Origin of the sequence: Burkholderia sp. D-99, from assembly GCF_011605345.1 — a bacterium.
Lineage (GTDB): Bacteria > Pseudomonadota > Gammaproteobacteria > Burkholderiales > Burkholderiaceae > Burkholderia.
The window spans coordinates 264240-279713 of sequence record NZ_JAAOXM010000003.1 but is presented as its reverse complement, the minus strand read 5'-3'; the positions used below and the strand labels follow the sequence as shown (position 1 = coordinate 279713).

At 60.9% G+C, this 15474-nt stretch carries 17 protein-coding genes and 1 tRNA gene; 11 read left to right on the top strand and 7 right to left on the bottom strand.

Annotated features, from left to right (window positions below; all coding sequences use genetic code 11):
- The first annotated feature begins 8 nt into the window (after window positions 1-8).
- Together HAV18_RS15215 and HAV18_RS40275 are read left to right on the top strand one after the other, a co-directional pair.
- Window positions 9-83, top strand: a tRNA-Gly gene (locus HAV18_RS15215).
- Between the two features lie 84 nt (window positions 84-167).
- Complete coding sequence (locus HAV18_RS40275) at window positions 168-2171, top strand: tyrosine-type recombinase/integrase (protein WP_166957208.1); 2004 nt, start codon at window positions 168-170, stop codon at window positions 2169-2171.
- Window positions 2172-2177: 6 nt separating this feature from the next.
- Here the strand turns inward: HAV18_RS40275 and HAV18_RS15205 are convergent, their stop codons facing one another.
- On the bottom strand, window positions 2178-2432 hold the full coding sequence (locus tag HAV18_RS15205) for a helix-turn-helix domain-containing protein (RefSeq protein WP_076605870.1): 255 nt from the start codon (window positions 2430-2432) through the stop codon (window positions 2178-2180).
- A gap of 76 nt (window positions 2433-2508) precedes the next feature.
- Between HAV18_RS15205 and HAV18_RS15200 the strand changes: the two genes are divergently transcribed.
- Together HAV18_RS15200 and HAV18_RS15195 are read left to right on the top strand one after the other, a co-directional pair.
- Window positions 2509-2862, top strand: a complete 354-nt coding sequence (locus tag HAV18_RS15200) for a hypothetical protein (RefSeq protein ID WP_166957206.1) — start codon at window positions 2509-2511, stop codon at window positions 2860-2862.
- A gap of 84 nt (window positions 2863-2946) precedes the next feature.
- Window positions 2947-3252 carry a hypothetical protein gene (locus tag HAV18_RS15195; RefSeq protein WP_243771652.1) on the top strand — a complete coding sequence of 102 codons (306 nt, stop codon included), beginning with the start codon at window positions 2947-2949 and terminating at the stop codon, window positions 3250-3252.
- A 59-nt stretch (window positions 3253-3311) separates the two neighbouring features.
- On the opposite strand, the gene HAV18_RS15190 is transcribed toward HAV18_RS15195, so the two are convergent.
- The 3 genes from HAV18_RS15190 to HAV18_RS15180 all read right to left on the bottom strand — a co-directional run bounded on the left by HAV18_RS15190 (window position 3312) and on the right by HAV18_RS15180 (window position 5614).
- Window positions 3312-4130, bottom strand: coding sequence for an HNH endonuclease (locus tag HAV18_RS15190; RefSeq protein ID WP_208101963.1), 819 nt, complete (start codon window positions 4128-4130; stop codon window positions 3312-3314).
- Window positions 4131-4219: 89 nt separating this feature from the next.
- A complete protein-coding gene (locus HAV18_RS15185) occupies window positions 4220-4561 on the bottom strand; it encodes a recombinase family protein (protein WP_347814759.1) in 342 nt (113 codons plus the stop codon).
- Between the two features lie 315 nt (window positions 4562-4876).
- Complete coding sequence (locus HAV18_RS15180; RefSeq protein ID WP_347814758.1) at window positions 4877-5614, bottom strand: DUF6680 family protein; 738 nt, start codon at window positions 5612-5614, stop codon at window positions 4877-4879.
- 1129 nt (window positions 5615-6743) lie between these two features.
- On the opposite strand from HAV18_RS15180, the gene HAV18_RS15175 reads away from it, so the two are divergent.
- Together HAV18_RS15175 and trmB are read left to right on the top strand one after the other, a co-directional pair.
- Complete coding sequence (locus HAV18_RS15175; RefSeq protein ID WP_166957204.1) at window positions 6744-7586, top strand: DUF4062 domain-containing protein; 843 nt, start codon at window positions 6744-6746, stop codon at window positions 7584-7586.
- A 323-nt stretch (window positions 7587-7909) separates the two neighbouring features.
- A complete protein-coding gene (gene trmB / locus HAV18_RS15170; RefSeq protein ID WP_166957202.1) occupies window positions 7910-8677 on the top strand; it encodes a tRNA (guanosine(46)-N7)-methyltransferase TrmB in 768 nt (255 codons plus the stop codon).
- 92 nt (window positions 8678-8769) lie between these two features.
- Here trmB and HAV18_RS15165 read toward each other — a convergent pair whose 3' ends face one another.
- The 3 genes from HAV18_RS15165 to HAV18_RS15155 form a co-directional block, all read right to left on the bottom strand.
- Entirely contained in the window at window positions 8770-9600 is an 831-nt protein-coding gene (locus HAV18_RS15165; RefSeq protein WP_166957200.1) for an undecaprenyl-diphosphate phosphatase, read from the bottom strand.
- A gap of 81 nt (window positions 9601-9681) precedes the next feature.
- Window positions 9682-10263, bottom strand: a complete 582-nt coding sequence (locus tag HAV18_RS15160; RefSeq protein WP_166957198.1) for a DUF1439 domain-containing protein — start codon at window positions 10261-10263, stop codon at window positions 9682-9684.
- Between the two features lie 127 nt (window positions 10264-10390).
- Complete coding sequence (locus tag HAV18_RS15155; protein WP_166957196.1) at window positions 10391-10708, bottom strand: YkgJ family cysteine cluster protein; 318 nt, start codon at window positions 10706-10708, stop codon at window positions 10391-10393.
- A gap of 172 nt (window positions 10709-10880) precedes the next feature.
- Here HAV18_RS15155 and hemN point away from each other — a divergent pair, with 172 nt between their 5' ends.
- The 5 genes from hemN to urtA all read left to right on the top strand — a co-directional run bounded on the left by hemN (window position 10881) and on the right by urtA (window position 15434).
- The gene (gene hemN / locus HAV18_RS15150) at window positions 10881-12272 is read left to right on the top strand and encodes an oxygen-independent coproporphyrinogen III oxidase (RefSeq protein ID WP_166957194.1); all 1392 of its coding nucleotides are present in this window, start codon (window positions 10881-10883) and stop codon (window positions 12270-12272) included.
- A 77-nt stretch (window positions 12273-12349) separates the two neighbouring features.
- Entirely contained in the window at window positions 12350-12607 is a 258-nt protein-coding gene (locus HAV18_RS15145) for a hypothetical protein (protein ID WP_049033582.1), read from the top strand.
- Window positions 12608-12711: 104 nt separating this feature from the next.
- The gene (locus tag HAV18_RS15140; RefSeq protein ID WP_166957192.1) at window positions 12712-13368 is read left to right on the top strand and encodes a protein-L-isoaspartate O-methyltransferase; all 657 of its coding nucleotides are present in this window, start codon (window positions 12712-12714) and stop codon (window positions 13366-13368) included.
- A gap of 14 nt (window positions 13369-13382) precedes the next feature.
- Window positions 13383-13706, top strand: coding sequence for a rhodanese-like domain-containing protein (locus HAV18_RS15135; protein WP_166957190.1), 324 nt, complete (start codon window positions 13383-13385; stop codon window positions 13704-13706).
- Window positions 13707-14126: 420 nt separating this feature from the next.
- Window positions 14127-15434 carry an urea ABC transporter substrate-binding protein gene (gene urtA, locus HAV18_RS15130; protein WP_166957188.1) on the top strand — a complete coding sequence of 436 codons (1308 nt, stop codon included), beginning with the start codon at window positions 14127-14129 and terminating at the stop codon, window positions 15432-15434.
- The last annotated feature ends 40 nt before the right edge of the window (window positions 15435-15474 follow it).

Here is a 15474-nt window from a genome sequence, read left to right as displayed (position 1 = left end):
CAGGCTCTGCGGGCGTCGTATAATGGCCATTACCTCAGCTTCCCAAGCTGATGACGTGGGTTCGATTCCCATCGCCCGCTCCACACACCGTATAGCCCCTTGATTCCACTGGGTTATGTGCGTGTCTCACGAGCTTCGCCGCACCACTACTACAGTGGTCTCCTACGGTGGCTCAAACCTCCTGCCTCTATCGTCGCCCCAGCGGCATCTACGTCGTTCGTCTCGTCGTCCCGCATCGGTTGCGCGTAGCAATCGGCAAGACCGAAATTCATGCGTCCACCCGACTCCGGGATTGGGAAGCCGCTAAACTCGTCGCCCATCGAATTCTGTCGCACTGGCGCGAGCACTTCATGACGTTGGACATCGAAAAACTGAGGGCGGAAAACCCGCTGATCGACGGCGCGGGCATGATCCCCGTTGTGGACGCTGCGCGGACCATTGGTATGCCGCCGCAACTATTGGCGAATGAACTGCTCAACGATGGCGCGCAAGTCTTCATGCATTTCCACAGGCAGCCCTGCTGGCGAGTGCCTGTTCTCAATGACCTTGATCGGGACTTCGGCGGCGAATTCATCTGGAATGAAGTCGAAGCCTATCGCGAACAGACACTCCACACTGGACTGGTGCGCTTCCTCGATCCTCGGGCCACGCTGCAACACGTCGTCACCGCCGGGGTGACCCAAGAAGGTGTGTTCCGCGACGGCAAGTCAGCGGGCATCTTCCTTGAGGAACCGATCTCCGTGGACCTCGCGCGTTGCATCGTTCTCAAAACGGCCGTCACAAAGGTTCGTGGCCGGCTCGTTGCGTCACTCAGCCCTGCCCCCACGGTCGCCCTGCCAGCGCCGTCGATCATTTCGCGCGCGACAATACCTGCACTGTCTGTCCCAAGCCCCTCATCGACCGCTGGCCCTGTCCCAGCCGGTTCCCCGACAAGCATTGAGCCAACGCCGGTCGTATTCGATCCAATTACCGCAAAGCACGGCAAGAAGCGGTTCTGGGGCCTCTTCGAGCTTTACGCGCGAAGTCGCACATGGGGCGAAGATCAAACCCGGCGCATGACGACAGAAGCCGGTCTGTTTCGCGACCTGATGGGAGACCCCGAACTCGGCGAAATTGAACTGGAAACTATCGACCAATACGCCAGCAGCTTGGCGCAACTGCCCTCCGACATCTATCTGGCCAAGCGCCGGTTCGGAACCGATTCACTGGACGAGTTGATCCGCATTGCGGAACGCGAAGGACTTGAACGCAAGAGAGAAGCGACGATCAAGGGGCATATTGGCCGCCTGAGTGAAATCCTCGCGTTCGGGGAGCGGAAGCATATGTTGAGGTTCAACCCGGCCTCCGACTATAAGCGTGGAGACGGGCGTTTCAACGTGCCGCGCGCGCAAGACGAACGACATGCATTTACGTCGCAGGAGTTGTCGTTGATCTTCGCCCAAGACTGGTTCACTACCGGCACCGGGTCATTCAACGCAACCGGCTGGACAACCTGGCGACCGCACTACTATTGGCTGCCCCTGCTAGGTTTATTCACTGGCGGACGAATCAACGAACTCTGCCAGTTATACCTATCGGACATCCACCAGACGGAAGGCGGCGCGTGGTATCTCGATTTCAACCTCATGGGGTCCGACAAAGTTGACGAGAGCGACAAATCCCTGAAGACGATCAACGCGTTACGTGTCGTTCCACTACATGACAGGCTCGTCCAACTCGGGCTGCCGGAATACGTTCACGCACTTCGCAAAGCAGGCTACACCCGTCTTTTCCCGGAACTCAAACGGGATGCGGTCAAAGGCTATGGGAAGCCAGCTAGTTCTTGGTTCAATGAACGATTCTTGGGGCGAACGCTCGGCATCGAACGAAACGGAATGAAGACGTTTCACTCGTTCCGACACACGTTCCTGACCGCAACCGAGCGTCTAGGCACTCCGGAACGGGTGATGGCGCAAATAGCAGGACATCAGCGAGGAGACACTGAAAGCTGGAACCGCTATGCGAAGGACCGGGATGCGGACCAGTTGGCCGGAGTCGTCGATGGGCTGGCCTTCCCTGAAGCAGACGGTATCGCGCCGTTCATTGCGTCCGACGGCATCCGGGCCATTCGATGCGCCGAACGTCAAAAGGATAGCGTGCGTCGTAGATCGAGCGGCGCGAACGCTAGCTAACCCTCTCTAGTCCTGAACCGACGGTGCGCCCTCCGCACCGTCTTCCTCAAACAGTGTCTTAACCGGCACGCCGAGAGCGTCGGCGATCGTCTGAATTGAGTCCAAGGATGGATTCGCCTTGCCGGTCTCAATCTTCCCCATGTAGCTGCGCACGAAGCCGCACTTGTCGGCGAAAGCCTCTTGGCTCAACCCGGTCGTAGCTTTCCGCAGTTCTCGAACCCTCGCCCCGAAGCGATTCCTGAGTGATGTGTTTGCCGTCATGCACGGCATTGTTGGCGGGCACGTATAATCGCGACACACCCTAAAAATGGCCACCCCAATAGTGGCCACCCTATAAATGACGAAACCACAAGCGAACCACTGGTCCGCGAGGCACATCGCCGCGTCACTGCTGCTGACTCTGATGTGTGGACCGCTAGCGACCGGCCACGCCTGGGCTGGCAGCGAGGGCATCTGTTTTCAGATCAGCCGCATGGCGCTGGAGATGGCCCGAGACAGGGACGACGGAGTGTCCTATTCGACTGAGCAAGCAAAGTTCGAGTCAAACCTAAAAGCGATTCCGCCCAACTGGAAGCGGGACTTCCGCGGACTCTATATGGGCGCACTCGATCTGGTCTACAAACGTCAGCCCGACGCCACGCCCGATCAGTTGCAGCGCGCCGTCTACAAGGTTTGCGCCTCGACTTACTGAAACGTAACGCTGCCGTAGAGCAACAGACTCAGGGCGCGTCTTGTTGCGTTTGTTGCTGCCCACCACGAGAAAGAGAGCTGACCAATGAGAAAGACATTCGCGGCGTGCGCTCTGGCTTTGAGCCTGACCGCCTGCATGACGACGGGGAACAAGTTCGACCTTCATGACGCGGACCAATTCGTTCCGGGCGTGACGACGATTCAGCAAGCCCAAGAGAAGCTAGGCACACCGACGGCAACGAACACAATGCCGAATGGCTCCACGCTTCAACAATGGGTGTATTCGCAAGCATCGGTGCTCGGCGGCACGTCTTCGAACATCGCCATCCTGTTCGATCGGGACGGGAAGATGGTTAGGATCGCCAGCAAAAGCCAACTGAACACGCGATAGACGGCAACGGCGACGGCGGCGCGCTCCCAAAACCGGGGCTTATGTCCCGTGTGAAAAGTTCAAGCGAAGTGATACTTCTCTCGGTGATAGAGAAGAAATTTCGCTTGCTCGGGATTGAACGGCCCCACGTTTAAGACTGCCGGAATGCCCCAAGCGATAAGGACAGATGAGTCCAGCAAAGGGGACACCAGTAGGTCGCCGTTGTCGGCAAACGAGATCGCCCCTTTGTCGAAAAGGTGATCGACATGCGGCGCAAGCAGTAGTCCGTTGCAGCCGTTAAGCTTCTCTTCGTCACTGCTGTCTCTCCAAGGTTTGATATGGCTGGCCCGAAGATGCGCCGGATCTTCTATCTTGGTTACGCGGCATCGCCTTTCATTAAGCCGGACGTTGGCTTTGAAAAGTCCTTGACCACGACGAGACTTAACGAGTTGCTCCTTCGTCGTCGCACCGATGTCAGTTCGTCCCCGGATCGCTTCCAAGTGTTCCTCATCCTCATCCACGTTGATCGAGTCATCGGCGGCAAGCAACGCAGAAAAACGGGCGTGTAGGTTTCTTTCTTGATGAGCAGGAGACACCCGCTTAGTCTCCAGATAAAGGAAATGAGCCTCCAACGCGGAAAGGGCCGTTTTCAACCCTACAGAACCATCGTCCCGGTGAATTGATGTCAGAAAAGTTTCCGCTATTGCCTCGGTGAGAGTTCTTTTATAACGCTTACCACGCAACATCTTCCGGCAATTATCAATGCAAAATCCCGCATTGCTTTTCTTTACGCCTATGCGCACTAGATCGTCTAAGGCTCTAGCTCGAATTTGAAGACCATCATGCACACGCCGAGCCGCTGCATATGCGGCAACGATTTGCTGATCGGTAAACGACATTAGATCCCCTTAAAATACAAGCACAACACCCCGTTGCAAGAGACATTCAGCCACTCACGCTGCTCCTTCGCCGATTTTTCGCACATGATCTATCCAGCCACATTCGCTCTGATGCTATTGACGTTGGCTCGCGAGATCGAATAGAACCTCGCCAGCGCGCTGACCGACTCGCCCGCGCCCAACCTACGCATAATTTCGGCACGCTGCTCTGGAGTCGTTTTAGACGGTCTGCCGAGCTTTTTCCCCTCCGACTTCGCCCGAGCAAGCCCCGCTTGTGTTCTCTCGACAAGAAGGTCTCGCTCCATTTCTGCGACTGCGGCCAACATCGACAGCAACAGCTTCCCAGCCGTCGAGGTCAGATCGGTCGTGCCGAGTTGGAGCACGACGACCCTGATGCCACGCTCACCCAGATGCCGCACAGTCTGCAACACGTCGATACCCTACTGGTCGAGCCGTATACTGTTTTAACCTGGATATGGCAGGATGGCGGCGCAATTCTGTTATCCAATGAAAGTGGCGCCTGGCTCGCAAAGGGAAATTCAACCAAAAAATCCCAACCGGCTCGATCGCGATCAGATTTGTTGCAGATTAACTTTGCATCCGCGCACATCTCCTTGAAGCGACTTTCCCCCTTTTCACCAAGCTCATCTGAAGTAAGTGGATGTTCTTTCATTTTTATAAAACCGCGCAAATTGATTTTCGACAAAGAGGAGGCAAATACAAAGATGACTGGCAACCGTGTTCAGCTACGCTCTCTCGACGGGGGATGGTTCGTTGCCCGCTCTCGCTACCGCGCCTGGACCAATAGCATGCTCGGTAAGCCTATCCAGTATCTGCTTAAAGTCGCCCATGATTTCCCTTTGGTTCTGGACTAACTCCGCCTGTGTGGTGAGCTGTTGCTCGGCCGCAGCAGCGTCAACTGGCCAAGTCTTTACGTCCATCGAGAGAGGTTTGTTGCCAGCAAGCACTTCGATTGCCAAATGCCGAATTGCTTGCTGCTGTAGCTCGGCCGTGCCGTGCGCTTCTGGGGAGTAGCTACCACCCTTAAGCTGAGCCCGTTCGAACCGAAAATTGTTTGCCACCGCGAGCTTGTCCAAAAGGTTCGTGAACAATTCGTCGCTACGGCCGTTCCAGTCTCGCTGCTCCGGCTCGGTCTGAGGACGCCCCGCCTGCCCCGGAAGCGATAGATGCGCATGGTAGTCATGCCATGCCGTGAGGACGGCTTTCTCGCGCCCATTGCGCCAAACCCAACCGATGAAGGGGATTCGGGTGCCGTAATAAGCGAGGTCGATCATGTTTAATGCGCGCACGTGATCGAACGAAACCCGCGCTTGCCGCGTTCCCATCAGAGTTGTGAAGATCCAATCTCGACGTTGCGCAGTTGCCCGGGCTCGTTCGACCCACTTCTGCGCTTGCACAGCGAGGATCGGCCCGGCAATCGTGGCCCCAACTATCACCCAGTCTTTTGTTTCTAGTCCCCACATTTTCTCCACCCCGTCGTGTAGTTCAGGAGGGAGTCTATCAGGCTGGTCTTGCCTTGCTGAGCAAGCAAAAAAACGCATAGATCGCGGCGTTAAGCGTTCGATAACCACTGCCTTTCGCCAGCCCAGATTGCTCCTTCCATGCAACATGAAAGAACAGAAACGATTCTCAATTCCCAGCACCGACGAAAGAAAGATGTAGCGAAATCGTTGAAAAAATCGTGAGAAAAAACATCAAAGCCCCGCGGACATCGAATATTTTTACTCATATGGTGAAATTCATACCGGTTTATGCTAAATTGCTCGTCGCAACCCCAAGAGACCGGGTTTGCGCTTCCTTGCTTTTCGGCGATAGAACGGTCGGGCAAGGTCGTAAAGCTGCGAGAGAGATATGCAGCGGAGCATAGATGGGATCGTCGTAATGCTCACCGGTAGAGTTGCCTCACAAGAGGAAGACGCAGCCGGGACGATGGGGAGCGGTTTGGTTGGCTCAGCTTTGGATCAACCCCTCCTGACATAATGCGTCATGACCAAAGCGCGGGATTGCCCATAGGGAAGAATATGGGAGCGCCGATGCCTCCAACTAGGTTTCTCATTTGTGAGAAGCCTAGGGAGAGTATTGGCTCTCCCACGGGAAGGGCTTAAACAACGAATACAAAACAAAGGGAGTAACTAGAGAAAAGTTATATCCCGGATTCATTCCACTCCCTCTGTCTGAATCGCCGACACACGAACTTGTGTCAACCCTGTCCGCCTGCGAAACGCCGACGAGCGCACAAGTCGGGCACGCGAAACGGTAGGAGGTCCTAGGGAATCCGCGACCAGCCTAAGGTATCGCGTCCTTCAATCGGTGTCGCGGATCGCAAATCCTTACAGGGCGGCATACGGCATTTGAGGCATTAAAGCACGATAATTTCTGTCACGTTGCCGAACCCTTGGCGACAGCAAGCTGGAAATCGATCGTGCGTGAATGCCCTCATACCCAACGACTCGTCCCGAGATACACTTCAGAGACGGGAACCGACCGTGCCCACAACCAAGAGTGTTCGGACCGCGAGGAGGAATTGCGCATGATCATGTTCCTCTTCACGATCCTGACTTTTAGAGATCAACACCTTAGATTGCGCCACGCATGAGCTACCAAGCCACCGTCTATAAAGTGATGATTGCCTCTCCCGGCGATGTCGCCGCTGAAAGAAATATCATTCGAGAAATTCTCAATGAATGGAACACAGTTCATTCGGAGAAAATGAAAATCGTGCTACTCCCTGTTGGCTGGGAGACTCACTCTTCCCCGGAAATGGGAGGCACCCCCCAATCTGTAATCAATAAGCAGATTCTCAACGGGAGCGATATCTTGATTGGAGTATTCTGGACCCGCGCCGGAACTCCGACAGAGCAGTATATGAGCGGAACAATTGAGGAAATTGAGGAGCATATTCAAGCCGGAAAGCCTGCGATGCTCTACTTTTCCTCGGCGCCCGTCATGCCGGACAGTGTAGACCCAGAACAGTATAAAAAACTGAAAGAATTCAAAGAGTCTTGCAAGACGAGGGGATTGTTTGAGTCATACAGCGATGCCTCGGATTTCAGGAACAAATTCTATCGCCAGATTCAGTTAAAAATGAACGAGGATCAATATTCCGAAGCCTCAAAAACCGGCAATACATCGGCCATCGTTCAGAGCAATCTCAGCAATACCCCTGCTTTATCAAAGGAAGCCGCAACCTTGCTTAAAGACGCAGCAAGTGACCCATACGGCCAGATTATGTTTCTTCGCCACTTGGGTGGAGTGACTATGGGGACGAACAACAAACAATATCTCGAAGGCAGTGATCCACGACTTCGAGCCATTTGGGAAGGAGCTTTAGAGGAGCTTGAGCACAGCAATCTGATTAGGGCCGTAAGCCCGAAAAGAGAGATGTTCCGCTTGACGCGAGAAGGTTACGACGTAGCTGAGCTTGTGAACCCTTAAGCACGCAGGCCGCTTCACTGCTCCTGGTCTAGGTGGCGCGCGCGAACGTTGGACACGCGACGTCACTCTGTTACAATCCGCTCCTACAGAAGTATCCGACATGGGGCGGTGCTGCCCGCTCCGTGTTCCTTTTAAATCAAAGTGTTGCGGATGCGCGTAGAGGAGCCTTCGATTCCCATCGCCCGCTCCACTTTCCGGCTGCATCGCAGCCTGCGCAAAAGCCGCCTCGTCGAAGGCGGCTTTTTTGTACCATGTGTCGGTTCACCCGGCGCACTGCTGCGCGCAACGGGCCCTCGCCCGCAACCGAGCCTTTCTCTGTACCGATGATGCACGACGATCCGAACGAAGCCGGCCTGCCGCCGCACGACGACGCCATTCCCGACGAAGCCACCGAAGGCGCCGACGCAGTCAATCCGCTGCACCACCGCCGTATCCGCAGCTTCGTGACACGTGCCGGCCGCGTGTCGACCGGCCAGCGCCGTGCGCTCGACGAATTCGGCCCGCGCTTCGTGGTGCCGTATGCGCCGGAGCTGCCCGACTGGAACGCGGTGTTCGGCCGCAGCGCGCCGCGCATCCTCGAGATCGGCTTCGGGATGGGCGCGTCGACCGCGGAAATCGCCGCGCACCGCCCCGGCGACGACTTCCTCGGCGTCGAAGTGCACGAGCCGGGCGTCGGCGCGCTGCTGAAACTGATCGGCGAGCAGGATCTGCCGAACATCCGCATCATCCAGCACGACGCGGTCGAGGTGCTCGAACACATGCTCGCGCCGGAAAGTCTCGACGGCGTGCACATCTTCTTCCCCGACCCGTGGCACAAGGCGCGCCACCACAAGCGCCGGCTGATCCAGCCGCCGCTCGTCGCGCATCTCGCATCGCGCCTGAAGCCCGGCGCATACATTCACTGCGCGACCGACTGGCAGAACTACGCGGAACAGATGCTGGAAGTGCTCGGCGCGGAACCGACGCTCGAAAACACGGCCGCCGACTACGCGCCGCGCCCCGACTACCGCCCGGTGACAAAGTTCGAACGGCGCGGGCTGCGGCTCGGCCACGGCGTATGGGACCTGGTGTTCCGCAAGCGCGCAGGCTGAACGACTCCCCCTGCCCCGAATGGAAAAAGGCCCGACCGGCATCTGCCGATCGGGCCTTTTTTATCGGTGGCGCATCGGCCGCCGTATCGGCATCACGCCCAGTTCAGCCAGCCGCTGTACCCGACCAGCAGCACGAACAGCCCGAACGCGATCCGGTACCACGCGAACACCGTGAAATCGTGCGTCGCGACGTAGCGCAGCAGCCAGCGCACGCACACGAACGCACTGACGAACGCCGCGACGAGGCCGAGCGCGAACAGGCCGAGCGAATCGACGGTGAACGCCTGCCAGTCCTTGACGGTTTCATAGAGCGTCGCGCCGAAGATGATCGGAATCGCGAGGAAGAACGAGAATTCGGTGGCCACGCGCCGGTCGAGACCGAACAGCATCCCGCCGATGATCGTCGAGCCCGAGCGCGACATGCCGGGCACCAGCGCGAAGCACTGCGCGATCCCGACCTTCAGCGCGTCGAGCGGCGTCAGCGCATCGACCGACACCACGCGCGGCGGCTCGCGGCGCTCGCGCTGCCGCGCCTCGGCCCACAGGATGATCGCACCGCCCACGACGAGCGCGAACGCGACGGGCACCGGCGAGAACAGCACGGCCTTGATCTTCTTCTCGAACAGGAGGCCGAGCGCAACCGCAGGAATGGTCGCGATCACGACGTTCAACGTGAAGCGCCGCGCTTCAGGCCGGCTCGGCAGCCCGGACACGATGGACGCGATCCGCTGCCGGTATTCCCAGCAGACCGCGAGGATCGCACCGAACTGGATCACGACGTCGAAGGTCTTCGCATGCGAATCGTTGAAATTCAGGAAGCTGCCCGCGACGATCAGGTGCCCGGTACTCGACACCGGCAGGAATTCCGTCAGCCCCTCGACGACGCCGAGGATCAAAGCCTTGCAGATCAGGATCCAGTCCATCCGTGGCCCAACTCCGAAATGGTCGAATGAATGGGCCACTCTTCCACGCGCGGCCCCCCTCCGGCCGAGCGCGGTACGTCGTCATTTTTCGACGATCGCCACGCGTATGCCGTTTGTAAGAATCGTAATTGTACCGGGTTCGTAGTTCACCCCGGCAAATTGCAGTTGTTCGGGCTTGAACGTGTAGATCGGATAGTTGGTCAGCAACTGCGTCGCGAGCAGGCCCGCGGCCGCGCCGACCTGTTGCGCATACATCTGCGCGTCGCCGTCGAGCGCGAGGCTGTCGACCGCCGGCGACTTCAGCACGACCGAGCGGCTCGGCGCGTCGTAAGCAAGCTGGCCCGACACGGTGAACTTGCCGCTGACGGGCGCGCGCAGGAACGGGCTCGTGAAATGCGCGTCGAGCTGCACGGCGACGCGGTTCTGGTCGGGCAGCAGGTTGACGGCCGGGTTCGCGAGCGACACGTCGACGACCTGCGCGACCGTCTTCTGGTACGGGAACTTGCGCGCGACGGCTTTCTGCACGTCGCCGCGCGAGAACGTGTAGTGATCGGGGATGAACGGGAACGTCGACGCGCACGCGGCGAGCGACACGATCACGCCGACGGCGCCGACGCATGCGGCGAGAAAACTGCGCCGGCCGGGCGCGCGGGTTGCGGTCATGCTGAACAATCTCCTGTATCGGGCACGGCGGCGCCGGCCCATGCCGGGCAATCGATCGGGGTTAGTGCGTTCACGCGTGCGGCGGGTTCCATGCGCGGTCTGCGCATCGAGCGCCGCGGGCAGCCCGCTATCGCCGTGCGCCGCGCCGCGGCGACGGCTGCGTCGCGACTTCCAGGCGCGTGAGCCACGCGAGCGCGTCGTCGCGCGATGCGCCGCACATCTCCGCGGACGGCTGCAACCCGGAACAGCACGCGGGGCGCTCGGGCCGGCCGAAGATCCTGCATCGAAGATCGTCGCCGAGCTGCACGCAGCGCACGCCGGCCGGCTTGCCGTCGGGCATGCCCGGAATCGGGCTGGAAATCGACGGCGCGATGCAGCACGCGCCGCAGCCTTCGCGACACGCATGCGGCGGCGGGACATCGGCAGGCGCCGGGCGGACAGGCATTTCGACGGACACTCGGCTCTCTCGAACGAACAACAAAAAACGGTGCGGCAACCGGACGCGGTGCCGGCAGCCGCACCCCGCATTGTGCCATCGCCGGCTGCGACGTTATTACACAATGCAGCTCAATCGCGCGTTTATATACTCGAAAGCATCTAAAAAGCGCGAGATCATCATGCGTTCCGGTTCTGCCGACACAGTGTTCCGTCCCGATTTGCTCGCGAAATACGGCGCGAACGGGCCGCGCTATACGTCGTACCCCACCGCGCTGCAGTTCCGCGACGATTTCGACCCGGCCAACTACGTGCGCGCGGCGAGCGACCCGGGCGCCTCGTCGAGCGAGCTGTCGCTGTACTTCCACATCCCGTTCTGCAACACCGCGTGCTTCTACTGCGGCTGCAACAAGATCGCGACCAACAACCACCGCCGGGCACGCCCGTATCTCGACCAGCTCAAGCGCGAGATGACGCTGCAGGCCGCCTTGTTCGATCCCGCGCGCCCGGTCACGCAGCTGCACTGGGGTGGCGGCACGCCCACCTTCCTGTCCGACGACGAAACGGCCGAGCTGATGGCGGCCACCCGCGAGCACTTCGCGCTCGCGCCGGATGCCGACGCCGAATTCTCGATCGAGATCGACCCGCGCACGGTCACGCCCGCCACGCTCGTCCACCTGCGCACGATCGGCTTCAACCGGCTGAGCCTTGGCGTGCAGGACTTCGATCCGGTCGTGCAGCAGGCGATCAACCGCATCCAGCCGCTTGCGATGACGGCCGACCTGCTCTCCGCCGCGCGCACGACGGGGTTTCATTCGGTGAGCGTCGACCTGATCTACGGGCTGCCGCACCAGACCGTTTCCGTCTTCGCGCGCACGCTGGAAACGATCATCGAACTCGCGCCCGACCGGCTGTCGGTGTTCGGCTACGCGCACATGCCGCACCTGTTCAAGATGCAGCGGCAGATCGACGATGCGACGCTGCCGCCGCCGGAAACGCGCATCGCGCTGCTCGGCCTCGCGATCGACATGCTGACGTCCGCCGGCTACGTGTACATCGGCATGGACCACTTCGCGCGGCCGTCCGACGAGCTCGTGCGCGCGCAGCGCAACGGCACGCTGCAGCGCAATTTCCAGGGCTACAGCACGCGCGCGGATACCGACCTCGTCGGCTTCGGCGTGTCGTCGATCGGCAAGGTCGGCGACGTCTACGCGCAGAACGCGAAGGACCTGCCCGCCTACGGCGCCGCGCTCGACGCGGGCCGCCTGCCGATCGCGCGCGGCGTGCGGCTCACGCCCGACGACCGGCTGCGCCGCGACGTGATCACGCAACTGATGTGCAACCTCGACCTGCCGTTCTCGCATGTCGAGGCCGCGCACGGCATCCGCTTCGCCGATCATTTCGCGCGCGAGCTCGACGCGCTGCGCCCGTTCGAGCGCGACGGGCTGCTGACGATCGCGAGCGACCGCCTGACGATCCATCCGGCCGGCCGGATGGTCGTGCGCAACATCGCGATGGCATTCGACGCGTATCTCGGCCAGACGCAGCAGCAGCGCTATTCGCGCACGGTGTAGGGCCGGACGGGCCCCGGCCGCACGCGGGCGGCCGGTTTGATACAGTGTGGGGCTTACGCCCCGCCAGAATCCGCACGATGCGCACCACCAAAGCGACCCACGCGGTCGAACGCCTGAAGACCCGCTCCGGCAACCCCCAATTCGCGGCCGTCGCGATGGCGGGCGGCCTGTTCTATCTCGTCGACCGCTCGGGCGGCACCGCCGAGAAGCGCTGCGAGCCGCTGCCGCTCGACGAGTTCGTCAAGTTCGTCGACGAATTCGGCCCCCAAAAGCCGCGCAAGGCGAGCAAGCTCGACCTTGCATTCGAGGCGCAGATCAAGAAGAGCAAGGGGTAAAGGTCTGTTGCAGGCTGCCTGAAGGCTTCGCGGCCGCCCCGTTTGGTACAATCACGAAGTTTCTCTATCCCCGCTGATGGCCGACCAGGCTGCGTGACCACACCATGAATATCGAAAACGCGCGTTTCAACATGATCGAACAACAGATCCGGCCGTGGGACGTGCTGGATCTCGACGTCCTGGGCCTGCTGTCGATCGTCAAGCGTGAAAACTACGTTCCGGCCGCATACCGCGATCTCGCGTTCGCCGACCTCGAACTGCCGCTGCCCGGCGGGAACAGCAAGATGCTGTTCCCGCGCGTCGAAGCGCGCGTGCTGCAGGAGCTGACGGTCAAGAAGCACGAGAACGTGCTCATCATCGGCGCCGGCTCGGGCTACCTCGCCGCACTGTTCGCGCACCGTGCACAGCACGTGACGGCCGTCGAGATCGATCCGACCAACGCGAAATTCGCGGAAGACAACCTGCGCAACGACGGCGTGACCAACGCGGAAGTCGTCCTCGGCGACGGTTCGCGCGGCTGGGCCGGCAAGGCGCCGTATGACGTGATCTGCGTCGCGGGCGGCCTGCCCGTCGTGCCGCAGGAAATGCTCGAACAGCTGAAGGTCGGCGGCCGCCTCGCGGCATTCGTCGGCGGCCGTCCGGTGATGAAGGCGCAGATCATCACGCGCATCGACGACAAGCAGTACCGCGTCGCCGACGTGTTCGAAACGTACATCGACCACCTCGTCAACGCGATCGAGCCGTCGCGCTTCAAGTTCTGAGCGGCGGAGCCTCCATGCAGATCCTGACCGCCGCGATGCTCGCGGCATGGCTCGGCGACAAGGCGCGCCCCGCGCCGGTCGTGCTCGACGTGCGCGAACCGTGGGAAATCGCGACCGCGCACATTGCCGGCAGCGTGTCGATTCCGATGCAGCAGATTCCCGCGCGCAGCGAAGAGCTCGACGACGAAGCGGAAATCGTCTGCGTATGCCATCACGGGATGCGCAGCGCGCAGGTCGCGATGTTCCTCGAATCGCGCGGCTTCACGAAGCTGTACAACCTGCAAGGCGGGATCGACGCGTGGTCGCGCGACGTCGATCCGTCCGTGCCGCGCTACTGATCCTGCCGGTGGCGCATCACGCGCCGCCGCACCGGCCGGCACCTTGCCGCCGGTCATACCGATCCGCCGAACGGGCGCGCATGGCGCGCCCGTTTCTCTTTCCCGCTCCGGTTTGTTTCAGCGTCGTCTGATCTGCGGCGGCACCGCGCTGCGTCCGCGCCGTGCGCGCGTGGTGCGAAGTCATGGCGCACGGCCGTTCCCGCACCGCGTGCAGGCACCGGAACAGGGAACCCCGACCGTGCACCATTTGCGCCCGCGAACCTGCACCGCGACGGACCGCACATGCTGCACGACGCGTCATGCGCACCGTCCCGACGCCACGCACCGCCCCGCGCAGGCACGCCGGACGTGCATCCGCACGACTGGCACATGCCTTGCGTTACCCCTTGCACGCATATCCAACACGTCAAGGGGAACCCGATGAAACGTCGCAGTCTGTTGAAGTTCGGTTCGATGGCCGGCGCACTCGCGCTCGCGGGCAAGAGCCCGTTCGCGCACGCGGCCGATGCGGGCACCGGCCCGATCAAGGTCGGCATCCTGCATTCGCTGTCGGGCACGATGGCGATCTCGGAGACGTCGCTGAAGGACACCGCGCTGATGACGATCGCCGACATCAACAAGAGCGGCGGCGTGATGGGTCGCAAGCTCGAGCCCGTGGTGGTCGATCCCGCGTCGAACTGGCCGCTGTTCGCCGAGAAGGCGCGCCAGCTGCTCACGCAGGACAAGGTCGCCTGCGTGTTCGGCTGCTGGACATCGGTGTCGCGCAAGTCGGTGCTGCCGGTGTTCGAAGAGCTGAACGGGCTGCTCTACTACCCGGTTCAGTACGAAGGCGAGGAAATGTCGCGCAACGTGTTCTATACGGGCGCAGCGCCGAATCAGCAGGCGATCCCGGCCGTCGAGTACCTGATGGGCGCGGAAGGCGGCGGCGCGAAGCGCTTCTTCCTGCTCGGTACCGACTACGTGTATCCGCGCACGACCAACAAGATCCTGCGTGCGTTCCTGAAATCGAAGGGCGTGAAGGACGCCGACATTCAGGAGGTCTACACGCCGTTCGGCCACAGCGATTACCAGACCATCGTCGCGAACATCAAGAACTTCTCGCAAGGCGGCAAGACGACCGTGATCTCGACGATCAACGGCGACTCGAACGTGCCGTTCTACAAGGAGCTCGGCAACCAGGGGATCAAGGCGACCGACGTGCCGGTCGTCGCGTTCTCGGTCGGCGAGGAAGAACTGCGCGGGATCGACACCAAGCCGCTCGTCGGCCACCTCGCGGCGTGGAATTACTTCATGTCGGTGAAGAACCCGACCAACACGAAGTTCAAGGACCAGTTCGCCGCGTGGGTGAAGGCGAACAACCTGCCGGGCGGCGCGAAGCGCGTAACCAACGACCCGATGGAGGCGACCTACGTCGGCATCCACATGTGGAAGCAGGCCGTCGAAAAGGCGAAGAGCACCGACGTCGACAAGGTACGCGTCGCGATGATCGGCCAGACGGTGGCCGCGCCGTCGGGCTTCACGCTCGCCATGGACGGCAACCATCACCTGCACAAGCCGGTGATGATCGGCGAGATTCGCGGCGACGGGCAGTTCAACGTCGTGTGGAAGACCAAGACCGCAGTGCGCGCGCAACCGTGGAGCCCGTTCATCGCGGGCAACCAGGGCAAGCCGGACATCGTCACGTCGATCCCGGCGTTCCTGCGCCGGCAGCGCGCGGCGCTCGCCTGACGCGACGCGGGGCGTCGCGCTCCGGCGCGATGCTCCGCTC